15 protein-coding genes are annotated in these 20,427 nt (G+C 41.9%); 8 read left to right on the top strand and 7 right to left on the bottom strand.

Going from position 1 to position 20,427, the window contains the following annotated elements; all coding sequences use genetic code 11:
* Positions 1-20 precede the first annotated feature (20 nt).
* Positions 21-650 (bottom strand): hydrolase, encoded by a 630-nt coding sequence (locus KXJ59_RS10395; RefSeq protein WP_295204251.1) that lies wholly within the window; start codon positions 648-650, stop codon positions 21-23.
* Between the two features lie 180 nt (positions 651-830).
* Here KXJ59_RS10395 and KXJ59_RS10390 point away from each other — a divergent pair, with 180 nt between their 5' ends.
* Complete coding sequence (locus tag KXJ59_RS10390; protein ID WP_295204248.1) at positions 831-1,640, top strand: N-acetylmuramoyl-L-alanine amidase; 810 nt, start codon at positions 831-833, stop codon at positions 1,638-1,640.
* 198 nt (positions 1,641-1,838) lie between these two features.
* Here the strand turns inward: KXJ59_RS10390 and KXJ59_RS10385 are convergent, their stop codons facing one another.
* A complete protein-coding gene (locus tag KXJ59_RS10385; RefSeq protein WP_295204244.1) occupies positions 1,839-4,397 on the bottom strand; it encodes an outer membrane beta-barrel family protein in 2,559 nt (852 codons plus the stop codon).
* A gap of 415 nt (positions 4,398-4,812) precedes the next feature.
* Between KXJ59_RS10385 and KXJ59_RS10380 the strand changes: the two genes are divergently transcribed.
* The 3 genes from KXJ59_RS10380 to KXJ59_RS10370 all read left to right on the top strand — a co-directional run bounded on the left by KXJ59_RS10380 (position 4,813) and on the right by KXJ59_RS10370 (position 6,987).
* The gene (locus tag KXJ59_RS10380; RefSeq protein WP_295204241.1) at positions 4,813-5,970 is read left to right on the top strand and encodes an acyl-CoA dehydrogenase; all 1,158 of its coding nucleotides are present in this window, start codon (positions 4,813-4,815) and stop codon (positions 5,968-5,970) included.
* 233 nt (positions 5,971-6,203) lie between these two features.
* Positions 6,204-6,602, top strand: coding sequence for a VOC family protein (locus tag KXJ59_RS10375; RefSeq protein ID WP_295204239.1), 399 nt, complete (start codon positions 6,204-6,206; stop codon positions 6,600-6,602).
* 7 nt (positions 6,603-6,609) lie between these two features.
* Positions 6,610-6,987 carry a VOC family protein gene (locus tag KXJ59_RS10370; protein ID WP_295204238.1) on the top strand — a complete coding sequence of 126 codons (378 nt, stop codon included), beginning with the start codon at positions 6,610-6,612 and terminating at the stop codon, positions 6,985-6,987.
* 181 nt (positions 6,988-7,168) lie between these two features.
* Here KXJ59_RS10370 and KXJ59_RS10365 read toward each other — a convergent pair whose 3' ends face one another.
* From KXJ59_RS10365 to abc-f, 4 genes are all read right to left on the bottom strand, one after another.
* Positions 7,169-8,230 (bottom strand): Ig-like domain-containing protein, encoded by a 1,062-nt coding sequence (locus tag KXJ59_RS10365; protein WP_295204235.1) that lies wholly within the window; start codon positions 8,228-8,230, stop codon positions 7,169-7,171.
* A gap of 37 nt (positions 8,231-8,267) precedes the next feature.
* Entirely contained in the window at positions 8,268-9,374 is a 1,107-nt protein-coding gene (locus KXJ59_RS10360; RefSeq protein ID WP_295204232.1) for a hypothetical protein, read from the bottom strand.
* Between the two features lie 392 nt (positions 9,375-9,766).
* Positions 9,767-10,042 (bottom strand): hypothetical protein, encoded by a 276-nt coding sequence (locus KXJ59_RS10355; RefSeq protein WP_295204229.1) that lies wholly within the window; start codon positions 10,040-10,042, stop codon positions 9,767-9,769.
* A gap of 163 nt (positions 10,043-10,205) precedes the next feature.
* Positions 10,206-12,179: a ribosomal protection-like ABC-F family protein gene (gene abc-f, locus KXJ59_RS10350; RefSeq protein WP_295204227.1), complete on the bottom strand. Its 1,974-nt coding sequence runs from the start codon at positions 12,177-12,179 to the stop codon at positions 10,206-10,208.
* A gap of 85 nt (positions 12,180-12,264) precedes the next feature.
* On the opposite strand from abc-f, the gene KXJ59_RS10345 reads away from it, so the two are divergent.
* From KXJ59_RS10345 to KXJ59_RS10335, 3 genes are all read left to right on the top strand, one after another.
* Positions 12,265-12,849, top strand: coding sequence for a DUF3347 domain-containing protein (locus tag KXJ59_RS10345; protein ID WP_295204225.1), 585 nt, complete (start codon positions 12,265-12,267; stop codon positions 12,847-12,849).
* 129 nt (positions 12,850-12,978) lie between these two features.
* On the top strand, positions 12,979-15,312 hold the full coding sequence (locus KXJ59_RS10340) for a TonB-dependent receptor (RefSeq protein ID WP_295204222.1): 2,334 nt from the start codon (positions 12,979-12,981) through the stop codon (positions 15,310-15,312).
* Positions 15,313-15,436: 124 nt separating this feature from the next.
* Entirely contained in the window at positions 15,437-16,753 is a 1,317-nt protein-coding gene (locus KXJ59_RS10335; protein WP_295204218.1) for a TIGR00341 family protein, read from the top strand.
* A gap of 7 nt (positions 16,754-16,760) precedes the next feature.
* Here the strand turns inward: KXJ59_RS10335 and KXJ59_RS10330 are convergent, their stop codons facing one another.
* Entirely contained in the window at positions 16,761-18,032 is a 1,272-nt protein-coding gene (locus tag KXJ59_RS10330; protein WP_295204216.1) for a hypothetical protein, read from the bottom strand.
* A 251-nt stretch (positions 18,033-18,283) separates the two neighbouring features.
* Here KXJ59_RS10330 and thrS point away from each other — a divergent pair, with 251 nt between their 5' ends.
* Positions 18,284-20,221, top strand: a complete 1,938-nt coding sequence (gene thrS, locus KXJ59_RS10325) for a threonine--tRNA ligase (RefSeq protein WP_295204214.1) — start codon at positions 18,284-18,286, stop codon at positions 20,219-20,221.
* Positions 20,222-20,427: the final 206 nt, after the last annotated feature.

The raw sequence follows: 20,427 nt of genomic DNA, 5'->3' as shown, positions 1-20,427 counted from the left end.
ATTTCCTGATTTCTTATTTCTTATTTCTCTGTTCCTCTGTTTCTCTGTTCTTCTGTTCCCCCCGTCTGTCTTTCAACAATAAACGCTATCAGTTCATTCAACTCAATCCCTGCTCTTTCACAGGCATCACGAATATCATCACGTGATACATTGGCGGCAAAAGATTTTTCTTTGAGTCTTTTGTTTACGCCTTTTACATCCATGCCATCATATCCACCCGGACGCATCAGCGAGTAAGCATGAATGAGTCCGGAGAGTTCATCAAACGCGTAAAGCATTTTGTCCATTTCTGTTTCCGGAATCACACCAAAATGAACATGACCATGCGAAGCGATGGCACGAATGATTTCAGGGTCTACATTTCTGTGTTCGAGTTCTTCAATAATTTTTTTACAATGAAGATCGGGCCACTGATCCCAGTCGGCATCGTGTAATAAGCCAGCCATTTCCCAGCACCATTGAGTGGCTTCATCGGCCTGTAACTTTTCAGCGGCCCAGCATTTCATAAGATGGGCTACTTGCTGCATATGCAATTTCAATTTTGGGTTCAGCACCCATTCATTAAACAATGCAGTTGCTTCTTCGCGCGATAGTATATTTCCTTTATTAACCGGGTTGCCGAATGTTGATCTGCCGAGATGTAATGACATAGTTGTTTTTTTAGTCCGAAAGACAGGGAGTCCGAAAGTCCGAAAGAATTTTTGTTTTTCTTCCTGGACATAAAACTATTTTCTAAAATACAACTATCCGACATCATCTTCCCGACTTTCGGACTCCCGGTCTTTCGGACTTGAGCGCTTTCTTCGTATTTTTCCACTTCAAGTAAAGACATGAAAAATTATTGCTTACTGTTTGCCCTTCTGTTTTCTATTGCCTGCTCCCGCAATCCATATAAGGCCTCGAATAAAGTATATAACCAAAAAGCAAAGGAATACGCTAAAACCATACGTGCAGCACCTGTTGAAACATTTCAGTCCGATTCAATGGGTCTGCCCCCTTACTGGGTAGGTACCACCAATTTCAATATGCGTAAACCCAATTTTGTCATTATTCATCATACAGCACAGAACTCCTGCGAGCAGACTTTAAAAACCTTTACGCTGGCGAGAACGGCCGTGAGTGCACATTATGTCATCTGTAAAAGCGGTGTATTACATCATATGCTCAGCGATTACCTGCGTGCCTGGCATGGTGGAATAGGGAAGTGGGGTAATATGACCGATATCAATTCCTCTTCCATCGGTATTGAACTCGATAATAATGGCTTTGAACCCTTCGATAGTTTACAGATCAACAGCCTCATCAGTTTACTCACCAGACTCAAAAAAGAACACAATATCCCCACCGCCAATTTTATTGGTCATGGCGATATTGCCCCCACCCGTAAAAATGACCCCAATTATCGTTTCCCCTGGAAAAAACTGGCAGAAAAAGGTTTTGGTTTATGGTATGATGAAATAAGAGAAGAAGTACCTGCTAATTTTAATCATATACAGGCCCTTCGCATCATAGGCTACGATGTAAAAGATACCAGCGCCGCCATCCAGTCGTTCAAACGCCATTTTCTCCAGGACACCACCAGGCAGTTGACGGTGCTGGATAAAAGCGTGTTGCATAATTTGCAGAAGAAATACTATTGAATTTTTTGATGTCAGATGGCAGATGTCAGATTTGACTTTACCCTGCGTAAACTCCCCGTACTCCTTTCTCTGCGGTGAGGGTACTAACGTCACCCTGACGAAGGAAGGGCACCGCAGAGAACAAGAGATAACGGAGTTTACGCAGAGATTTATTTAGGGATTATTTCAAAAAAAATCCGACATCTGACATCCTACATATTAATCTTCCTCGTCTCTGTTGTTTCTGTTATTAAACAATTTGAATGTGGCACTGCCGAATTTGTAGGAGAATGTGAGACGGAAATTGCGCACATTTCTACGGTTATAGCCGGTTTGATAGAAAAGATCAGTGTCGAAAATATTACCGCTTCTGTTGGTATTGAATACGTCGTTGAGTGCAAAAGTGAGGGAGGCTTTTTTATCTTTTAAGAAATCTTTGCGGATGGCCATATCAATGCTGTATTGCTCCAGCGATTTACCCTGTGCCGTTACTTCCATCGATTCGTATTCACCTACCATTTGCAGGCTCAGGTTTTTAAAGAAAGAAGTTTGTTTGGTGGGAAAACGATAGTTGGCAATCAGTTTTCCTTCCCAGTTAAAACCCTGGTTACTGAGATCGAGTTTGCCAACAATGGCTTTCACTTTGCGGTACTGCATATTAACGCTGGGTGTAAGATCGAAATCTTCTCCAATCTTATGCTGTAATGTAAATTCTGCGCCCATCCGGTTGGTGTACTGGGCATTGATAAATGTGTTGAGGATGGCATTCGGATCAACAGCCGCATTATTCAATTGCTGGTATTGGGCAGCAGTAATGGTATCGCTGAAACGGGTAATATCGCGCTGGTTATTCCTGAAATACAGGACAGCCAGAAAACTACCGCTTTTGTATTTGGTATTGTAGTTGAATTCAAAAGAGTTGGTGAACTCGGGTTGCAACTGCGGATTGCCCTGGTTTAGGTTAACCGGATCGGTAATGTCTACAAATGGATTCAGTTGTCTGAAATTGGGTCTTCTGATCCTGCGGCTATAATTAAACTGTATATCGGTATTTTCATTGATCGATTTGGTGAGAAATAAACTGGGGAAGAACCCATCCAGTAAACGATCCCAGCTATTAGGGTAAGTATAACCAAATGTACGGGCGCTGTCGAGCAACTCACCTTCAAACTCAGAATATTCAGCCCTCAAACCTGCCTGGTACGAAAAACTATTGATCTTGTTGGAATAAGTAATATAACCGGCATGCACCGTTTCTTTATAACGGATATTATTGCTCAGCGGCAGTTTGGTTTCAACACCATTGCCCAATGAAAATGCAGCGAAAGAACTGTTTACATCATTGATATAGGAACGCAGTCCTGTTTCAAGCTTTGCATTTTCACCAATAGGATCAACATAATCAAGCTGAAGGGTAACCTGCTTGTTTTTATTGCTTCCGTCGTTTCTCACCCTTGCTACAGGCGCATAGGGAGAGCCATCGTTATTATAGAATGCATTGGTAATATTTGACAGGTTATTACCACTGCCTGAATTATAATTGATATTTGCCGTCAACTCTTTTCCATTCTCCGGGAATTTATGTGTAAAGTTTAACTGACTGTTGTAGCGGTTAAAACCTGCTCTGTTCTCTGTTAAACGATCACCTGTACGTTGTAAAGTCCCTGTTTTGTTGTAATAAAACTGATCCTGTTCTTCACGATTGATAAATCTTCCGTCAACGATACCCTGTGTAAAGGATAATGTGTTTCTGTTGTCCAGAAAATAATCCAGACCAAAACGAATGGAATTAAATCTTCTCAGTCTGGCATTGGAAGAAAACTGGTTGAAAAAATTATCAGCCACACCGTTAACCCTGTTCTCACGTAAAGATTCACCACGGGCAATACCACCCGACTGGTTAATGCTTCCGCTGGCAAAAACGTTCACTTTGCCCTGGCGGGCATTAATGGCAAGATTGCTGTTATAAATATCAGGGTAACCACCACCAATACTGATCACACCATTTAAACCGATCCTTTTATTTTTCTTCAACACTATATTGATGATACCACCGCTGCTGGCCGCGTCGAATTTGGCAGAAGGGTTGGTAATAAGTTCAATGGTTTCAATATTATCGGAAGGAATCTGGTCGAGTGTAAGAATGGTGGGTCGGCCATCTACAAAAATCTGGGGCTGACTGTTTCTCAACTGTACATTGCCTTCCACATCCACCGAAACAGAAGGAATATTTTTCATTACATCAATAGCTGTACCGCCTGTTGCTGTAAGGCTTTTCTCTACATTAAACACTTTTCTGTCGATACCCATTTCCAGCGCAGGTTTGGTAGTGGAACGAACCACCACAGCGGCGAGGGTAGTGGCATCCTGTTCAAGGGCAATATTGCCTAAGTCTTTTTCAAAAAAAACGGTTTCAGGAATATTGCGCACATTACCGGGTGTAAACAGTACAGTGAGGTTTTTGGCAGCATAGGCCAGACTACTGATGACCAATTTAAAACTGTCGGCTTTCGGTAAGCTGGAAAAACGGAAATCGCCATTTGCTTTGGTGAGTAAGGCATTAACGAGACTGTCGTTTCCATAAACCCCTTTCAGGTATAACTGAACAGAAACGGCTTCAAGTGGTTTGCCGGTAAGGGCATCTGTAATCTTTCCGAATACACGGTTACTGGCAACTTTGAATGACAGGTTGTTGATATCCATATCATTTTCATCCTGAGCAAAAAGCTGAGTGCTACAAATAAATCCAATCAATAATAAACCTAAATGATTCCGCATGCTTAATCTTTTGGTGAGAAATGGTGCTGTTGTACTAAATGCTCAGGGGAGGGGGTGTCAATTGAACTGCAAAGTTATTTATCTTCATCAGAAACAAGGAAAGAAGCCCATTTGTTTAACATTTCCGATACCGATTTTTGATTTTTTGATCTTTGATTTTTTGATTACCGGCCTAATTACACCCAACAATCGGCCAAATCCTCTGCGTAAACGCTGTTATCTCTCGTTCTCTGCAGTGAGGTCCTAACGTCACCCTGACGAAGGAAGGGCACCGCAGAGAAAGGAGTACGGGGAGTTTACGCAGAGATTTATGTAGAGAAATTTCAAAAAAATCCGACATCTGAGATCCGACATCAAAAAATCTTCTTTCCTAACGTTTGTTAGCTTATTTTTGCACCGCTAAAAAGTAAAGACCATGCAATTCCAACTCAGCGAAGAACACTTAATGATCCAGAAAGCGGCCCGCGATTTTGCCAGGAACGAATGTTTACCCGGTGTTATTGACCGTGACGAAAAACAACAGTTTCCCAAAGAACAGATTATGCAACTGGCTGAACTGGGTTTTATGGGTATGATGGTAGACCCCAAATATGGCGGCGCCGGCATGGATACCGTGAGTTATGTACTGGCCATGGAAGAAATCAGTAAAATAGATGCCAGTGTAAGTGTTTGTATGAGTGTAAACAACAGCTTGGTGTGCTGGGGACTGGAAGCATTTGGTACAGAAGAACAAAAACAGAAATACCTGACGCCACTGGCACAAGGTCGTAAAGACGGAGAATTATACATTGGAGCCTTCTTATTAAGTGAGCCTGAAGCAGGAAGTGATGCTACCAGTCAGCGCACCACCGCAGAAGATATGGGCGATCATTATTTACTGAATGGAACCAAGAACTGGATTACCAATGGCTCATCTGCATCGGTTTATCTGGTGATTGCACAAACCGATCCAGCCAAAGGAAGCAAGGGCATCAATGCATTCATCGTAGAAAAAAACTGGCCCGGCGTAACCGTAGCGGCCAAAGAAAATAAATTGGGTATCCGCGGAAGCGATACACATAGCATACTGCTCACCGATGTAAAAGTGCCCAAAGAAAACAGAATAGGAGAAGATGGCTTTGGTTTCAAATTTGCCATGAAAACACTGGCCGGCGGTCGTATTGGTATTGCCTCACAGGCATTGGGTATTGCGAGTGGTGCTTATGAACTGGCACTGGCTTACAGCAAACAGCGTAAAGCATTTGGTAAAGAAATTATGCACCACCAGGCCATACAGTTTAAACTGGCCGATATGGCCACCAAGGTTGAAGCCGCCCGTTTACTCTGTCTGAAAGCCGCCTGGGAAAAAGACAATAACCAGGATTATACCCTCAGTTCATCCATGGCCAAAGTATTTGCCAGTGAAGCCGCCATGTGGATTGCCACCGAAGCCGTACAGGTACATGGAGGTTATGGTTTTGTAAAAGAATACCATGTAGAAAGACTGATGCGTGATGCGAAAATTACTCAGATTTATGAAGGTACGAGTGAGGTGCAGCGGATTGTGATTAGCAGGAGTATTTTGAATAAGTGAGGAACGTGAGACGTGAGAGGTGAGAAGTGAATTTTGATGCTCTCTATCAGAGTAGGGGGTGGAATTAAAGAAATAGAATTGCGAAACTTGAAAAGGGTTTCGCAATTTTTTTGTTAATCAGGTTGTGAACTAATTACGCCGATTGGCGAAACAGGTTTAGATATTAAAAGTTTCGTAAGTTTATGAGTTGTGCGTCATTTTGGACTGACGCTTTACTATAAACCAATATGGGTATGAAACTTACAAAACTAAGTCCCATTTTATGGACAAAAAATTTGGAAGAAACTACTTCATTTTATGAAAATGTTTTGGGATTTAGCAGTCGAAGCAACTTCCCAAATTTTGTTTCACTCTTTAATGGCGATGTTCAAATAATGTTTGTACTGCCTATAGAAGAACCAGATGATTGTAAAGACCCCAATGATAATGAAACTTTTTTTTCCGAACCAAAAATGACAGGAGATTTATACATATTTACAGACAAGATAGATGAGCTTTGGAAAGCAGTTCAAGGCAAAGCAAAAATTAAATCTGCAATTGCCGACAGGGATTATGCAATGAGGGATTTTTCTATTTTTGATAATAATGGGTATGAATTGTGTTTTGGAGAAGATATTAGCAACAGAAAATAAATGCAATATGCAATTGATTAAATCGTGTATACCTGTAATTCCCAGCGTTGATCTTGAGAAAAGTTTACGCTTTTGGGTTGATGGTCTCGGACTTACCATGGACAGAGAAATGAGAAGTGAAGGCAGATTGATTGGCTGTATGCTTCACAACGAACAAACTTACTTTTGGCTCAACCAAAGAGTTGGGACACCAATTAAGCCAGAAGACTATGAAGGCATTCGGCTTTACTGGTCACCGACTGACATCCATGCCACAAGGGAGCGTTTAAAGCAACTTGGATACGATGTGTCAGAGACCGAAGACAGAGAATATGGGCAGACTGAGTTTTCCCTTACAGACGATGATGGTTATTCCCATTGTTTTGGGGTTGCTACAAAGGCATAGTGGAAATAAAATTTGCTTTCTTTCTCAGCAGAGTATCCAAAAATGAAAGCAGTTCATCGTAGAGTCTCCGAAGCACGAGGGACTTCGTGCTACATAGCCTGGCTGTTTCATTTGCTTTTGCTCTCGCTCTTGTTAGTCGCCTGACCAACAAGCACTAGAACAGATGCTGTGTATAGTATGATTATTCAATGATAAAACTTCTTGTATAATATTCCTGAATAGATGGTTTTTGCGTGTTTGTAATATCACGATCAAAAACTTTGTTCAAATTGTTTCCTGCGAGGTCTTCCAGTTTTGATAAGATGCGCAGCGTATAGCTGCCGGCGCCCCAGTTCTGCTCCGGGATAAAATAACAGGCCCTGTCCTGATCACTTACTCCCAACTTACCCTTTATAAGGTTCCCTTTTTGATCGTACACTGCTAAACAGTCTAACAATAAAAAATGATCCAGGGCCTTGTCTAAATGTATATACAAGGGTTCTCTGAATTGTTGCTTGGGTGCTTCTATTTTCCATCTGTCAGGATTGGGCGATAAGCTATCACGTATACCGGTTACAAATGATTTTATAAAATCATGCTTCATCGGTGTTCCCTCTGTGTCCTGCCAGTTTTTGGAGATCACCAACTGGTAGGTTGTATTGGCCTGCAAGGGTGCGCCTAACTTAAGATTGGGTTGCAGGTTGCGTTTAATTCTGCCGGGATCGAACCAGATGGTAAGCACCGTTCTGTTCTCGTTCCATAGCTCGGGTTGCAGATCGAGAAAGGTATCGGGCAAAGTATCTTTCTTATTCCTCACGAGTTTGATATGCTGCAATGATTCGCCCTCCCGCATGGGTTGAGAGAATTCGATATAGAGCTTCAGGGTATTTTCGGGAATGGTATCTGATTGCGGGTACAACGCTACCACTTGCGGAGCTGTATGTTTGTTATCTACAGGTATATAAAAATTCGCGACTTTCTTATCCTGAACAAATACGGTATAACTGGCACCCTGTTGAAAAGGGATCAGGGGCTCAAATAATAATCCTTGCTGAAAATGGTAATACCCGAGCAGGGTAGTCGTATCATTTTCTTTTTTCACCCTTACATTGTTTTGGATGTCTGATATGGCTACATCCTTTACCAAATGAGATGGTATCAATACTGCTTTGGCTTTATTCCCCTCCTGGATAATGGTAATTGTTTTCGGACCTTGTTTACAGGAGAATAGCAGCACAAGGCAAAAAAATAACAGGTTACGCAATCGGCATAACCTGTTATATTGAATGTTTTGAAAGCTATTATAACGCATCGTTCTTAACGGTAGTCAGATCCAATGAGCCATTGTCTTTTTTCTGCATGATGACTACACTGTTATTATCCAGCTTATCCATCTGTTGTACTTTGGTTAAATTGGGTAATACTGCAAATGCAGTTCCTGCAGTAGTAGCAACCCTTTCTGTGATCGTTCCTTCAAATGCCGCAATGGTTTTGTAATTCACTTCTGTAACAGAACGGGCTGTATTACCCATGATCAGAAAAGTTTCGCCGCCCTTGGTAATGGTGGTCATATCGATCGGTGTATTTCCGCTACCCATTTCAGCCACAGTTCTGCCTTTTACATGCTGGCCTGATTTTAATTCATCCAACGGATATAAAACCAGCGGTGTACAGGTATAGCTGGCAATGATATATTCTTTACCATTGATTTTGCCGGTGGTAAATGTGCGGATAGGAGAGGTAGTTTCAAAACGGCCATGCGCACCATGGTACATTTCTAAAGAAGCCATATCCTGCCGATCGGTAAAAGGGAAAGGAATACTGCGCAGCGAAGAACTGAATTCTTTGTTCGAGAGTCCGCTTACCAATACTTTGCCATTCGCAAAGCCCATATCGGAAATGGTAGATATGCGTAAAGAACGGCCTCTTGCATCTTTGGCATCTTCAGCGGCCACATCATTGAGGGCAATGCTGGAGTAGTTTACTTCTTTTAAACTAACCGCTTCTATTTTCTCACCTTCCAGTTTTACGATCACAGGTGTGCCATCACTGTTTTGTAAACCGATATATAGTTTTTTGGAGACTGGGTTAACAGCCATATCAGTGATCGTGATTTTCTCTTTCACCGTACCCAGGGCATCGGCTATTTTTTGGTCTATACCGGTTACGTCAATTGCTGCGGCATTGTTATTGTTTTTGGCATCTTTTGTATCTACCGCAAAAATGGTAGCACTTTTCGAATCGCCAATGAACAGTATCCCATCCTTACCAAAAGTTAAGGCGCTCACAGACTTGATATCCGGGGTTCCTTTACCGAAGCCAAAGGGCGATCTGGTAAATGGTTTGGTGGCCGCCACTAAAGCGATACCTGCCAAAACCGTAAGGAAGTAGAAATAATTCTTTTTCATTGTTACTTATTGTTGGGTGATTTGATATTGGGAAATACGAAATGTTGCCGCTTTAGTTGCCGTTTTACAGCTTATTAAGATACAAAAACAAATAGAAATAGTTGCGTCATTATCATGCGCCGGGCAAAAAGCCGGGTTTTATCGGTGGAAAGCAGGTGCCGGTCATTCATTCTTCGACGCGTCTACGCGGGATGTGGTTTTAAGGTGGTCTTCCAAATAAGCAACCCTCCGTGCAACTCCGTGTAACACTCTGTGTAACTCAGTGGTTAAAAAAAGGCATATAAATTAAACCACAGAGTTACACGGAGTAAGGCACGGAGTTGCACGGAGGGTTGTATGTTTTGCCGTTGTTCCGCCGTTGTTGGTCGCCTGACCAACAATAGTGAACCCAACTAATTATAAACTACCTGCCAAACCCCAATCCCAAATAATCCCAAAGAAAGCACCGGCCATATTCGATCTATTCCTTTGGCACGAAACAGATTCCAGAGAACTAAAGCAGCCAACAATACAGGTAAGGCCAGCATGGGTAATGACAGCAATTCATATAAAGCGCCTGTGAAAGTATTGCTGTAAACATTAAAATTCTTACCCGTATACCAGAAGAGTACCACGCCAACCATCACCAGAAATAATATACGGTTGGGTATGTTGAGGATTTTCTTCATGCAGCATGAATATACTTACATTTTATCAGGCTGTCTTATCAACAAAAAAAACTCCGTGCAACTCTGTGTTTCACTCTGTGTAACTCCGTGGTTAAAAAGTTTTAAAAATTAAACCACAGAGTTACACGGAGTACGGCACAGAGTTGCACTGAGTTTGGTTCAGTTACCCTTCCATCTCCATCACAAGCTCAAACACTTCCTCATACTCTTTATTCAGCTCAGCCCATTTAGCCTGTGTTTGTTTATACGCCGCTTCGAGTTCCTGGAATTTTTTGGGATCAGAATAATTGGAAGGGTCACCCAATGCCGCTTCCTGTTTGGCTTTTTCTTCCTTGCATTTATTCAGCTCTGTTTCCAGGTTGGTAAGTCTGCGTTTCTGTTTCTGTAATTCCTTCTGCTTCTCCCTGTCAATCGCCTGGTTGGCAGTATTCGTTTTTTCCTCTTTCACCACCACCACTTCTTTCTTCACTTCCTCCACCTGCTGCTTCTCTTTCGGACTTTCGGACTTCCGGTCTCCCTGACTGGCCTTTATCTTTTCCATCCGCTCATTCCACTCCACCCATTCCTGGTAAGTACCCTTAAACTCCTTAATCTGGTGATCCACAATCTCCCAGATTTTATTGGCCGTTTTCGAAATAAAATATCGGTCGTGACTCACCAGTATAATGCTGCCTTCATATTTATTCAATGCTTCTGCCAGTAATTCCACCGAATGCATATCGAGGTGGTTGGTAGGTTCATCGAGAATGAGGAAATTGGCTTTGCTCACAATGGTCTTAGCCAATGCCACACGTGCTTTTTCACCACCACTCAATACACGGATCCGTTTGTCAACATCATCGCCGCTGAATAAGAAAGCACCTAATAAGGCGCGCAACTCCACATCGGTTTTTTTGCTGCCACAGTGTTGTAGTTCTTCAAGAATTGTATGGGTAAGGGTGAGCGCTTCTAACTGGTGCTGGGCATAAAAACTTTCTTCTACATTATGTCCCCATATACGCTGCCCCTCAAAAGGCTCTGTACCACCTACCATGCGAAGAACAGTTGATTTACCCTTACCATTGGCACCAATCAGGGCAATTTTATCGCCACGTTCAATTTCTGCATTGGCGGCATCCACAATCCTGATTTTGCCAAAATGTTTGGTGGCATTTTTCAGTTCCACCAATACTTTACCCGGCACTTTGTCTAACTGGAAATTAATACGCAGATCGGGTCTTTCGAGTTTAACGTCTTCAATTTTGTCAATTTTATCCAAACGCTTCTGAATACTCTGTGCCTGTGCCGCTTTACTGGCTTTGGCTTTAAAGCGTTCAATAAAACGTTCCTGCTGACGGATATAATCCTGCTGGTTCTCAAAAGCTTTCTGCTGCATTTCTATGCGCAGCGCTTTCTCAGTTTCATAATAGTTATAGTCGCCCGAATAGATATGCAGTTGTTGCTGGTACACTTCCACAATCTTGTTTACCATTCTGTTGAGGAAGAATTTATCGTGGCTCACAATCACCACACTGCCCTGGTAATGCAGCAGGTATTTCTCCAACCATTCAATGGAAGGAAGGTCGAGGTGGTTGGTAGGCTCATCCAACAATAATACATCAGGCTGCTGCAAAATCATTTTACACAGCAATACACGCATTCTCCATCCACCGCTGAATTCTTTATAGGGACGAGCCAGGTCTTCATTACTAAAGCCAAGTCCGTGTAAAACTTCTTCGGCTTTATGGTGAATATTATAGCCATCGAGTACATCCAGTTCATGCAGTGCATCGGTGTACTGAATAAGCAGGTCGTTGTTTTCTGAATCTTTCTCCAGTTCATGACCCAAACGCTCAATATCTTTCTCTAACTGGCGCACTCTTTCAAAAGCACCCAATGCCACTTCGGTGATGGTATCATTGGTATCGAAACTCAGAAGATCCTGGTGCAGGTAACCGATGGTGGTTTCTCTTCCTTTTTCTACCGTGCCTTTGGAGGGGGTATATTCACCCACCAGCACTTTCAGGAGGGTAGATTTTCCTGTACCATTATAACCAATCAAACCAATACGGTCGCCGGGTTGTATATGCCAGGTGGCATCTTCCACAATTACACGGGCACCAAATTCAAAAGTCACATTCTGTAAGCCGATCAACATTTCTTAACAACGATTTAGGAGCGCAAAGGTAATTGCAAACTGCTGCCATTTCAATTTGCTTTAATTTTGTGCAAAATTTTACCATATGAATAAGATACTGGTACTCGCAGGAATCGTTTTATTGGCGGCCTGTGGCGGAAAAGACGAGAAAGCAGCAGGAGCTGATGCCCCTCAACCCATATTGGGCAAAAGCACCCATTCCGACAGTTTTAACCTGGCTTTCGGGAAGATGCTGGATACTTATTTTCAGTTAAAAGACCAGTTTATTGCTGAAAATGATACACTGATTGCTGCAAAAACCGTTGCACTGATTACTGATGTAGCAGGAACAGCCGGTGAATTTGGTGAACTCAATACCGATTCTGCAGTGGCTTCAACTGCCCGTACCTATGCCGTAAGCATCAGTTCGGAATTAAAAGCGGTGCTGGCAGAAAATGACAGGGAAGAGCGCAGAAAATCTTTCCAGGTCGTAAGTGAACAGATCTATGACCTTATTCGTACCGTTCGTTACGATCGTGCAGTAGTATACCACCAGTATTGTCCCATGGCATTTAATGATGCGGGTGCTTTCTGGTTGAGTAATTCATCTGATATCCGTAATCCCTATCTCCCCAAAAAAATGCTGATCTGTGGTGAGGTAAAAGATTCTATTGATTTCCGGAAATTCTAACTACTCCGCGGACTTCTCTGCGCTCTCTCGTTCTCTGCGGTGAATATTCGAGTAAGTTCACCGCAGAGAACGAGAGGGCGCAGAGGTTTCCGCAGGGATATTTTTTATAGTATGCGTATTTGTTTTTTAGTGTTATCATTTCTCCTCACAACGTTCGTATCTGCTCAGGAGAAAATAACACTGAATGGTTACCTCAAAGATTCTCTCACCGGTGAAACGCTTATTGGTGCCAATATTCTGGTAACAGGCGAGGGCAGAGGTGTGCAGAGTAACCAGTATGGTTTCTATTCCATCACACTTAATAAAGGAAGCTACAAACTGCTGATATCCTTTATCGGTTATCAACCCAAAGAAATTACTGTCGATCTTCAGAAAGATATTCAGGAAAATATTCTTTTACTACCTAATGCTGCTATCATTAATAATGTAACTGTTATTGGCAGAAGAAGAGAAAACAATGTAAAAACTGCCCAGATGGGCAAAATAGAACTGAGTGTAAACACTGCCAAAGCATTACCTGCATTATTGGGTGAAGTAGACCTGCTGAAAACATTACAACTCTTACCCGGTGTACGAAATGCAGGTGAAGGTAATGCAGGTTTTTATGTTCGTGGTGGTGGAGCCGACCAAAACCTCATCCTGCTCGATGATGCCGTGGTGTACAATACCGGTCACTTATTTGGTTTCTTTTCCATCTTCAATGCCGATGCCATTAAAAATGTAACACTCATTAAAGGTGGTATGCCCGCGCAATATGGTGGACGCTTATCATCTGTGGTAGATGTGGCCATGAAAGAAGGTAACAACAACAAAACACAGATTGATGCAGGTATCGGTTTAATTGCATCACGCTTTTCCATTCAGGGACCACTGAAAAAGAACAAAGCATCTTATATGCTGTCGGCAAGAAGAACCTATGTGGATATGCTGACCAAACCTTTTATTAAAAAAGACAATGAATTCTACGGCTCCGGTTATTATTTCTATGACCTGAATGCCAAAATGAATTATCGCTTTTCTGAAAAAGATATCCTATACCTGAGTGGTTATTTTGGTCGCGACCAGTTTAATTTCAATAACAGCAAGCGTTCCTTCGCTATCGATATTCCATGGGGCAATAGCACAGCCACCTTACGCTGGAACCATATTTTCAGTAAAAAACTATTTGCCAATACAACAGCAGTCTATAATGACTATAAATTTCAGTTAACGGGCAAACAAAACGATTTCAATATCAACCTCTCCTCCGGTATCCGCGACCTGAACCTGAAAACAGATTTTGATTATTATCCGAGTCCAGAACACAAACTCAAATTCGGGGTGCAATACACATTCCATACATTCTTACCCAATGTACTCAGCGGTAACCAGGATACGGTAGTGTTTCAACCCAATAATGCCACGAAGAAATTCGCCAACGAATATGCAGTGTACGTGCAGGATGACTGGGAGCTGAGCAGTAAACTGAAACTCAACTACGGCATCCGTTACAGTGTTTTTCAGCAGGTGGGGCGATACACTTTTTATGAACGCGATGCCAATGGCAATAAATTAGACAGCACCACCTATAAAAGCGGACAAACCGTAAAAGCATATGGCGGTCTGGAGCCAAGGGCTACATTGCGTTATGCGTTTAATGAATTGTCATCATTCAAAGCGGCGGTTACACGCAATATTCAGTACATACATTTAGTAACCAACGCCGGTACTACATTACCCACAGATTTATGGGTACCCAGCACCATTCGTGTACAACCACAAACAGGCTGGCAATATGCCATGGGTTATTTCAGAAATTTCAACAATGGTATGTTCGAAACATCTGTTGAACTCTATTATAAAACCATGAACAACCAGATTGAATACAGAGAAGGTTACACACCCTCTTTAAAAGATCCGGAAGAAGAATTTGTTTTTGGCAAGGGCTGGAGTTATGGTGCAGAATTATTCATCAATAAAGTAAGAGGAAGATTTACAGGATGGATCGGCTATACCCTTAGCTGGACCTGGCGCAGGTTTCCTGATCTGAATGATGGACTCAAATACCCAAGTCGCTACGACCGCCGTCACGATATGTCGATTGTAGGTACGTATGAGTTATCTAAAAAATGGAAAGCCTCTGCTGTATTTATTTATGGAACAGGTAATGCCACATCCTTACCCGAACGTTTTTATTTTGTAGGAGGGGTGCTAACGCAGCAATACAGTCGCATCAATGCTTACAGAATGAAAGCCTATCATAGAATGGATCTCTCATTTACTTATACACCCACACCAAAGAAAAAAAGAAAATATACCTCCAACTGGGTCTTCAGTTTATACAATACCTATAGCAGACTCAATCCATACTTCATCTATTTCGATCAGGAAGGCGATGCCAGTAATGGAACACTGGAAGTAAAAGCCAAACAGGTGTCCTTATTTCCGATTATTCCTGCGGTGACTTGGAATATTAAGTTTTAGCATTTCTATGATGCGGGTATTGGCGATTGCTACCCGCTACTTACACTTTTCGCTACGCTATTCTTCCTCCGGGAAATTCCGTATCATTGAATACCGGATACATTCACCTGTTAAATAATTTATTATGAACACCAGGAGTTTTGTTAGGATATTGAATTATTTCCGTCTGGGTGTGGAGCGAGAGGAATTTGAAAATGTCAGTGATGCCATACAGAAAGGAATAGAGTTCAGATCAACCAATTTATGGGTATTGATTTTTGCCATTTTTATAGCTTCTCTTGGACTGAATGTCAATTCTACTGCTGTTATTATTGGAGCCATGCTTATTTCTCCATTAATGGGTCCAATTATGGGAATGGGTTTCAGTATGGCGGTGAATGACCTTGCAATGCTGAAGAAATCGGTATTCAATTATCTTTTTGCTGGTGCAACGGCCTTGATTACTTCTACTTTTTATTTTCTGATTACACCGATTAGTGATGCTCACTCTGAGATACTTGCGCGTACTTCTCCGAATATTTATGATGTACTCATTGCATTATTTGGTGGTTTGGCAGGAAGTCTTGCATTGGCCAGCCGACAAAAAGGAAATGTAGTTCCGGGTGTGGCTATTGCTACGGCATTGATGCCCCCTCTTTGTACGGCAGGTTATGGACTGGCTACACTCCAGTTTCGTTTTTTCTTCGGGGCCTTTTACCTGTTCTTTATTAATACGGTCTTTATTGCATTGGCTACATTAATCATCATGCGTTTTTTGCGGTTCCCGTATAAGAAATTTGAAAATGCCCTTTATGAAATAAGAGCTAAACGCATTATAGGTGCTGTGGTTATTTTTACACTGCTGCCCAGTATATACCTTGGTTATCAATTGGTTTCTGAAAGCAGATTTGTACGAAATGCACAACGGTTCATTGAAGCTGAAGCTGATATACAGGGCGACTATCTTTTGCAAAAAACAATTGACCCCAAACAAAAAAAGATTACCCTGGTTTATGGAGGTCTGCCGATACAACCGCAAAAGATCAAAGCCATAGAATCGAAGCTGGAGCATTATCAGCTTTCCGATTGTGATCTGCAAATAAAGCAGGGTTTTGCTTCGATAGAGAATGATGATATGAAGTCGCAGGATGTAATGAATCAGGCATTGTTGCAGAAAGAACAAAGAATAAGTCAGTTACAGGTTATTTTCGACAGTATCCAGGTACAGCAGCAAACAAGCCGTCAGGTATTTAAGGAATTGAAAGCATTGAATGAATCTGTTCATTCGTTGGTATTAGATAGGGCTTTGCAGGTTTCTGATTCAGTAGAAAATAATAATTGGCTTGCTATTATTGTTGCAGGAAAACAAATACTACCTGAGGAAAAGAAAAAAATACAGCTATGGTTGACTAAAAGGGTGCAGGTTGATTCGTTAAAAGTATGGTATGAACTAAAAGAATAAAAGGGCTTTATTCCTTATACTCAACCACCACTTTCGCATTCCGCTCTTCATTAGAGATGAGGAATACTTCGTAGCGTTTTTTTCCGGCGGTGATAACCATGAGTGCGCTGTTGGGAGGAATTTCGCCCAGGTTTTCTGCCACCATAATCAGTTCATGGCGCTTACTCTCATCTGAGCAATCAATTTTTAAACGGAGTGGTGTATAAGTAAGTTTGGCCTGACTAATGACCAGTTTATTATTGTGATAAAGTGAAATGGTATCGTTATCGATAGTGCCATTATCAAAAATTTCTACAGTAATGGCTTTTTCATTGGTGTAGATGGTTTTAACAAGATTGTTTTCTCGTTCCAATAATACTTTTGGTATCGGCCCCTGTGTTGCAGGAGGTTTCTCCCATTTAACAATGGGGGTATCTGTTTTTTTTGCTGATACAGTTGCATCAGGCTTCCATGCAGAAGCAACAGGCGGCGGAGGGGTAGTAGTAGTTTTAGTATCCTGCTTTTTGGTAGCATTATTTGTTTTAGCTGCCGGTTTGTTTTGTGCCGTCGCAGTATTTTGTTTTACAGGTGTTTTGCTGCTATTTGTTTTATTAGTTGCAGGAGGAACTACTTTAGTTGTTGTATTTGTTTTTGGAACTGCCGGCTTTGTAGTAGTAATTTTTACAGGAGCTTTGGTGGTATTGTCTTTCTGTGTCTTATTATTATTAGGTACAGTAACCTTTTTTGATTGTTGGGTAGTAGGAGGTGGAATAATGGGTGTTCTTCTGGCTGTAGACTCGGGTCTCTTTTTGAGGAGAAAAGGTTCGAGTTCAAAATCAGATTCTTTAACACGTTCAAGATATACTTTACCACTGCCACAATCCACTTTCGTTTTTTCATTCACAGAACTGAAAGTTCCCTGTAATACTTCCAGCTTGCCTATTTTGGAATATTCAAGATAGCAGGTCATTAAACAGGGTTGACTTTTATCGGTGATCTTTAATTCTTGCAGACCTGTTTCTGTGAGGATCATGTTTTTGGTCTGTACCGTATAAATACCCCTGAAAGCCGCTTTACCGTAAAAAACAGTGCTTTTATAAGAATAGGTAACACCTTTGAGACCATTGTTGGCTTGCTGGTCAATTTGTACTTCGTATTTATACAGTTCCTGTCTAACATCATCCCTGTACAAACCACTTGAAGAGCTGAAATACCCACGCCATATACCGGTCAGGTCCTGAGCACCTGCGGCAATAGCGAACACCAGTAAAATAGGAATTAGGGTAAACTTCAGTTTCATTCGGGCAAAGCTACAACCGCAATATAGTGTATGCTGATAAAGAAGCGTTAAATAAGCCGCTAGCTGTTAGCTACTAGCTTCTAGCTAATAGAAAGCAAAGACAGTTCTATTATAGAACAAATAGTCATTTCTCTATTCGAAAGATCAAATACAGTAAACCCTCTGGCAACTAGTGGCTAGAAGCTAGTAGCTAACTGCTCGCAGCTCACAGCTTTTTCGTACTTTCGCATCCCTTAGAATTAAACAGACAAATGATCAACATTAGTTTTCCCGATGGGGCAGTTAGACAGTATGAAGCGGGGGTGAGTGCCCTTGATATTGCAAAGTCAATCAGTGAAGGATTGGCCAGAAAAGTTTTGGCCGCAAGTGTAAATGGACAAGTGTGGGATGCCACGCGTGCCATTACAACAGACAGTGCATTGAAATTACTCACCTGGGATGATGCAGATGGAAAAAATACTTTCTGGCATTCTTCGGCTCACCTGATGGCCGAGGCGGTAGAAGCTATTTATCCCGGTGTAAAATTCTGGGTTGGACCTGCACTGGATAAAGGATTCTATTATGATATAGACCTCGGTGGTCATCATATTTCTGATGAAGACCTGGCAGCGATTGAGAAGAAGATGAATGAACTGGCCAAACAGAACAATCCCTACCAGCGTAAGGAAATTACAAAAGCCGAAGCGGTACATTATTTTACCGATAAGTCTGATGAATATAAACTCGATCTTTTACAAGGCCTGGAAGACGGTTCTATTACTTTCTACACACAGGGACAGTTTACCGATTTATGTCGCGGCCCGCATATTCCGCATACCGGTTTTATTAAAGCCATTAAACTCACCAGCATAGCAGGTGCTTACTGGAAGGGCGATGAGAAAAATAAAATGCTTACCCGTTTATATGGTGTAACATTTCCTAACCAGAAAGAACTGGAAGAATACCTGTTGATGCTGGAAGAAGCCAAAAAACGCGATCACCGTAAACTGGGTAAAGAGCTCGGCATTTTTACCATGGATGATGATGTGGGAGCAGGGTTGCCCTTATGGTTACCCAATGGTACCGTAATCATTGAAGAGTTGGAGAAACTGGCCAAACAAACTGAAGAAGCGGCAGGTTATAAACGCGTGGTAACACCACATATCGCCAAAGAAAGCATGTACCTCACCAGCGGTCACCTGCCTTATTATGCCGATAGTATGTTTCCACCCATGGAACTCGACGGTACCAAATATTACCTGAAAGCCATGAACTGTCCGCATCACCATAAAATTTTTGATGCAGAACCAAAGAGCTACAAAGATTTGCCATTCCGTATTGCAGAATATGGAACCTGTTACCGATATGAGCAGAGTGGTGAGTTATTCGGATTGATGCGTGTACGTTGTTTACACATGAACGATGCGCATATCTATTGCAGCAAGGAACAGTTTGCTGCAGAGTTTCGTGCAGTAAATGAGATGTACATCAAATACTTCAAAATATTTGGTATTGATAAATATGTGATGCGTTTGAGTTTGCATGAACCCGCTAAACTGGGTGCCAAATATGTAAATGAACCCGAACTCTGGAAAGAAACAGAAGAGATGGTGCGTAATGTACTGATCGAATCTGATATTCCTTTTGTAGAAGTACCGGATGAAGCGGCTTTCTACGGACCCAAGATCGATGTACAGATTTGGAGTGCTATCGGAAGAGAATTTACACTGGCCACCAATCAGGTTGATTTTAATTCAGGCAACAAATTCAAACTGAATTATGTAAACCAGCACAATCAGCCCGAAGTACCGTTGATCATCCATCGCGCACCTCTCGGAACGCATGAGCGATTTATCGGTTTCCTGCTTGAACATTATGCAGGTAAGTTCCCGGTATGGCTGGCACCATTGCAGGTGAAAATTCTGCCCATCAGCGATAAGTTCATGGATTATGCCAACCTGGTAAAAGACAAACTTAAGCAGGTAGGTGTGCGTGTGGAGATTGATGACAGGAGCGAAAAAATTGGAAAAAAAATACGCGACACTGAACTGAGCAGGGTTCCTTATATGTTGGTAGTAGGAGAAAAAGAAGCGGCAGAGAGTAAATTGGCCGTGCGCAGACAGGGTAAAGGCGATCTGGGAACACAGGAACTTGATGTATTTTTAACCATGATTCAGGATGAAATTCTTCACCGAAAAGAAGGGGAATAATCAGTAACGGCTTTTATATTGTTGATAGCTTTACTAAATAAAGTGGTTACGAAAAGTCAAATAGGTTAGGCTGGTTAAAATGAATGATTTTAATCAGTCCCTGTGGACGGGCCTCATTGGGGTCGGTGTCAAGCGCAGCGAAGACAGATTAGATCAGAGGCCAATGCAGCCCGGTAACAGGGACGGGTCCCGATATAGTCGGGAGG

The sequence above is a fragment of the Sediminibacterium sp. genome, assembly GCF_019264485.1.
In the GTDB taxonomy this organism is placed as follows: domain Bacteria; phylum Bacteroidota; class Bacteroidia; order Chitinophagales; family Chitinophagaceae; genus Sediminibacterium.
The sequence above is the reverse complement of the archived record's forward strand: the minus strand, read 5'-3'. Positions and strand labels throughout refer to the sequence as shown.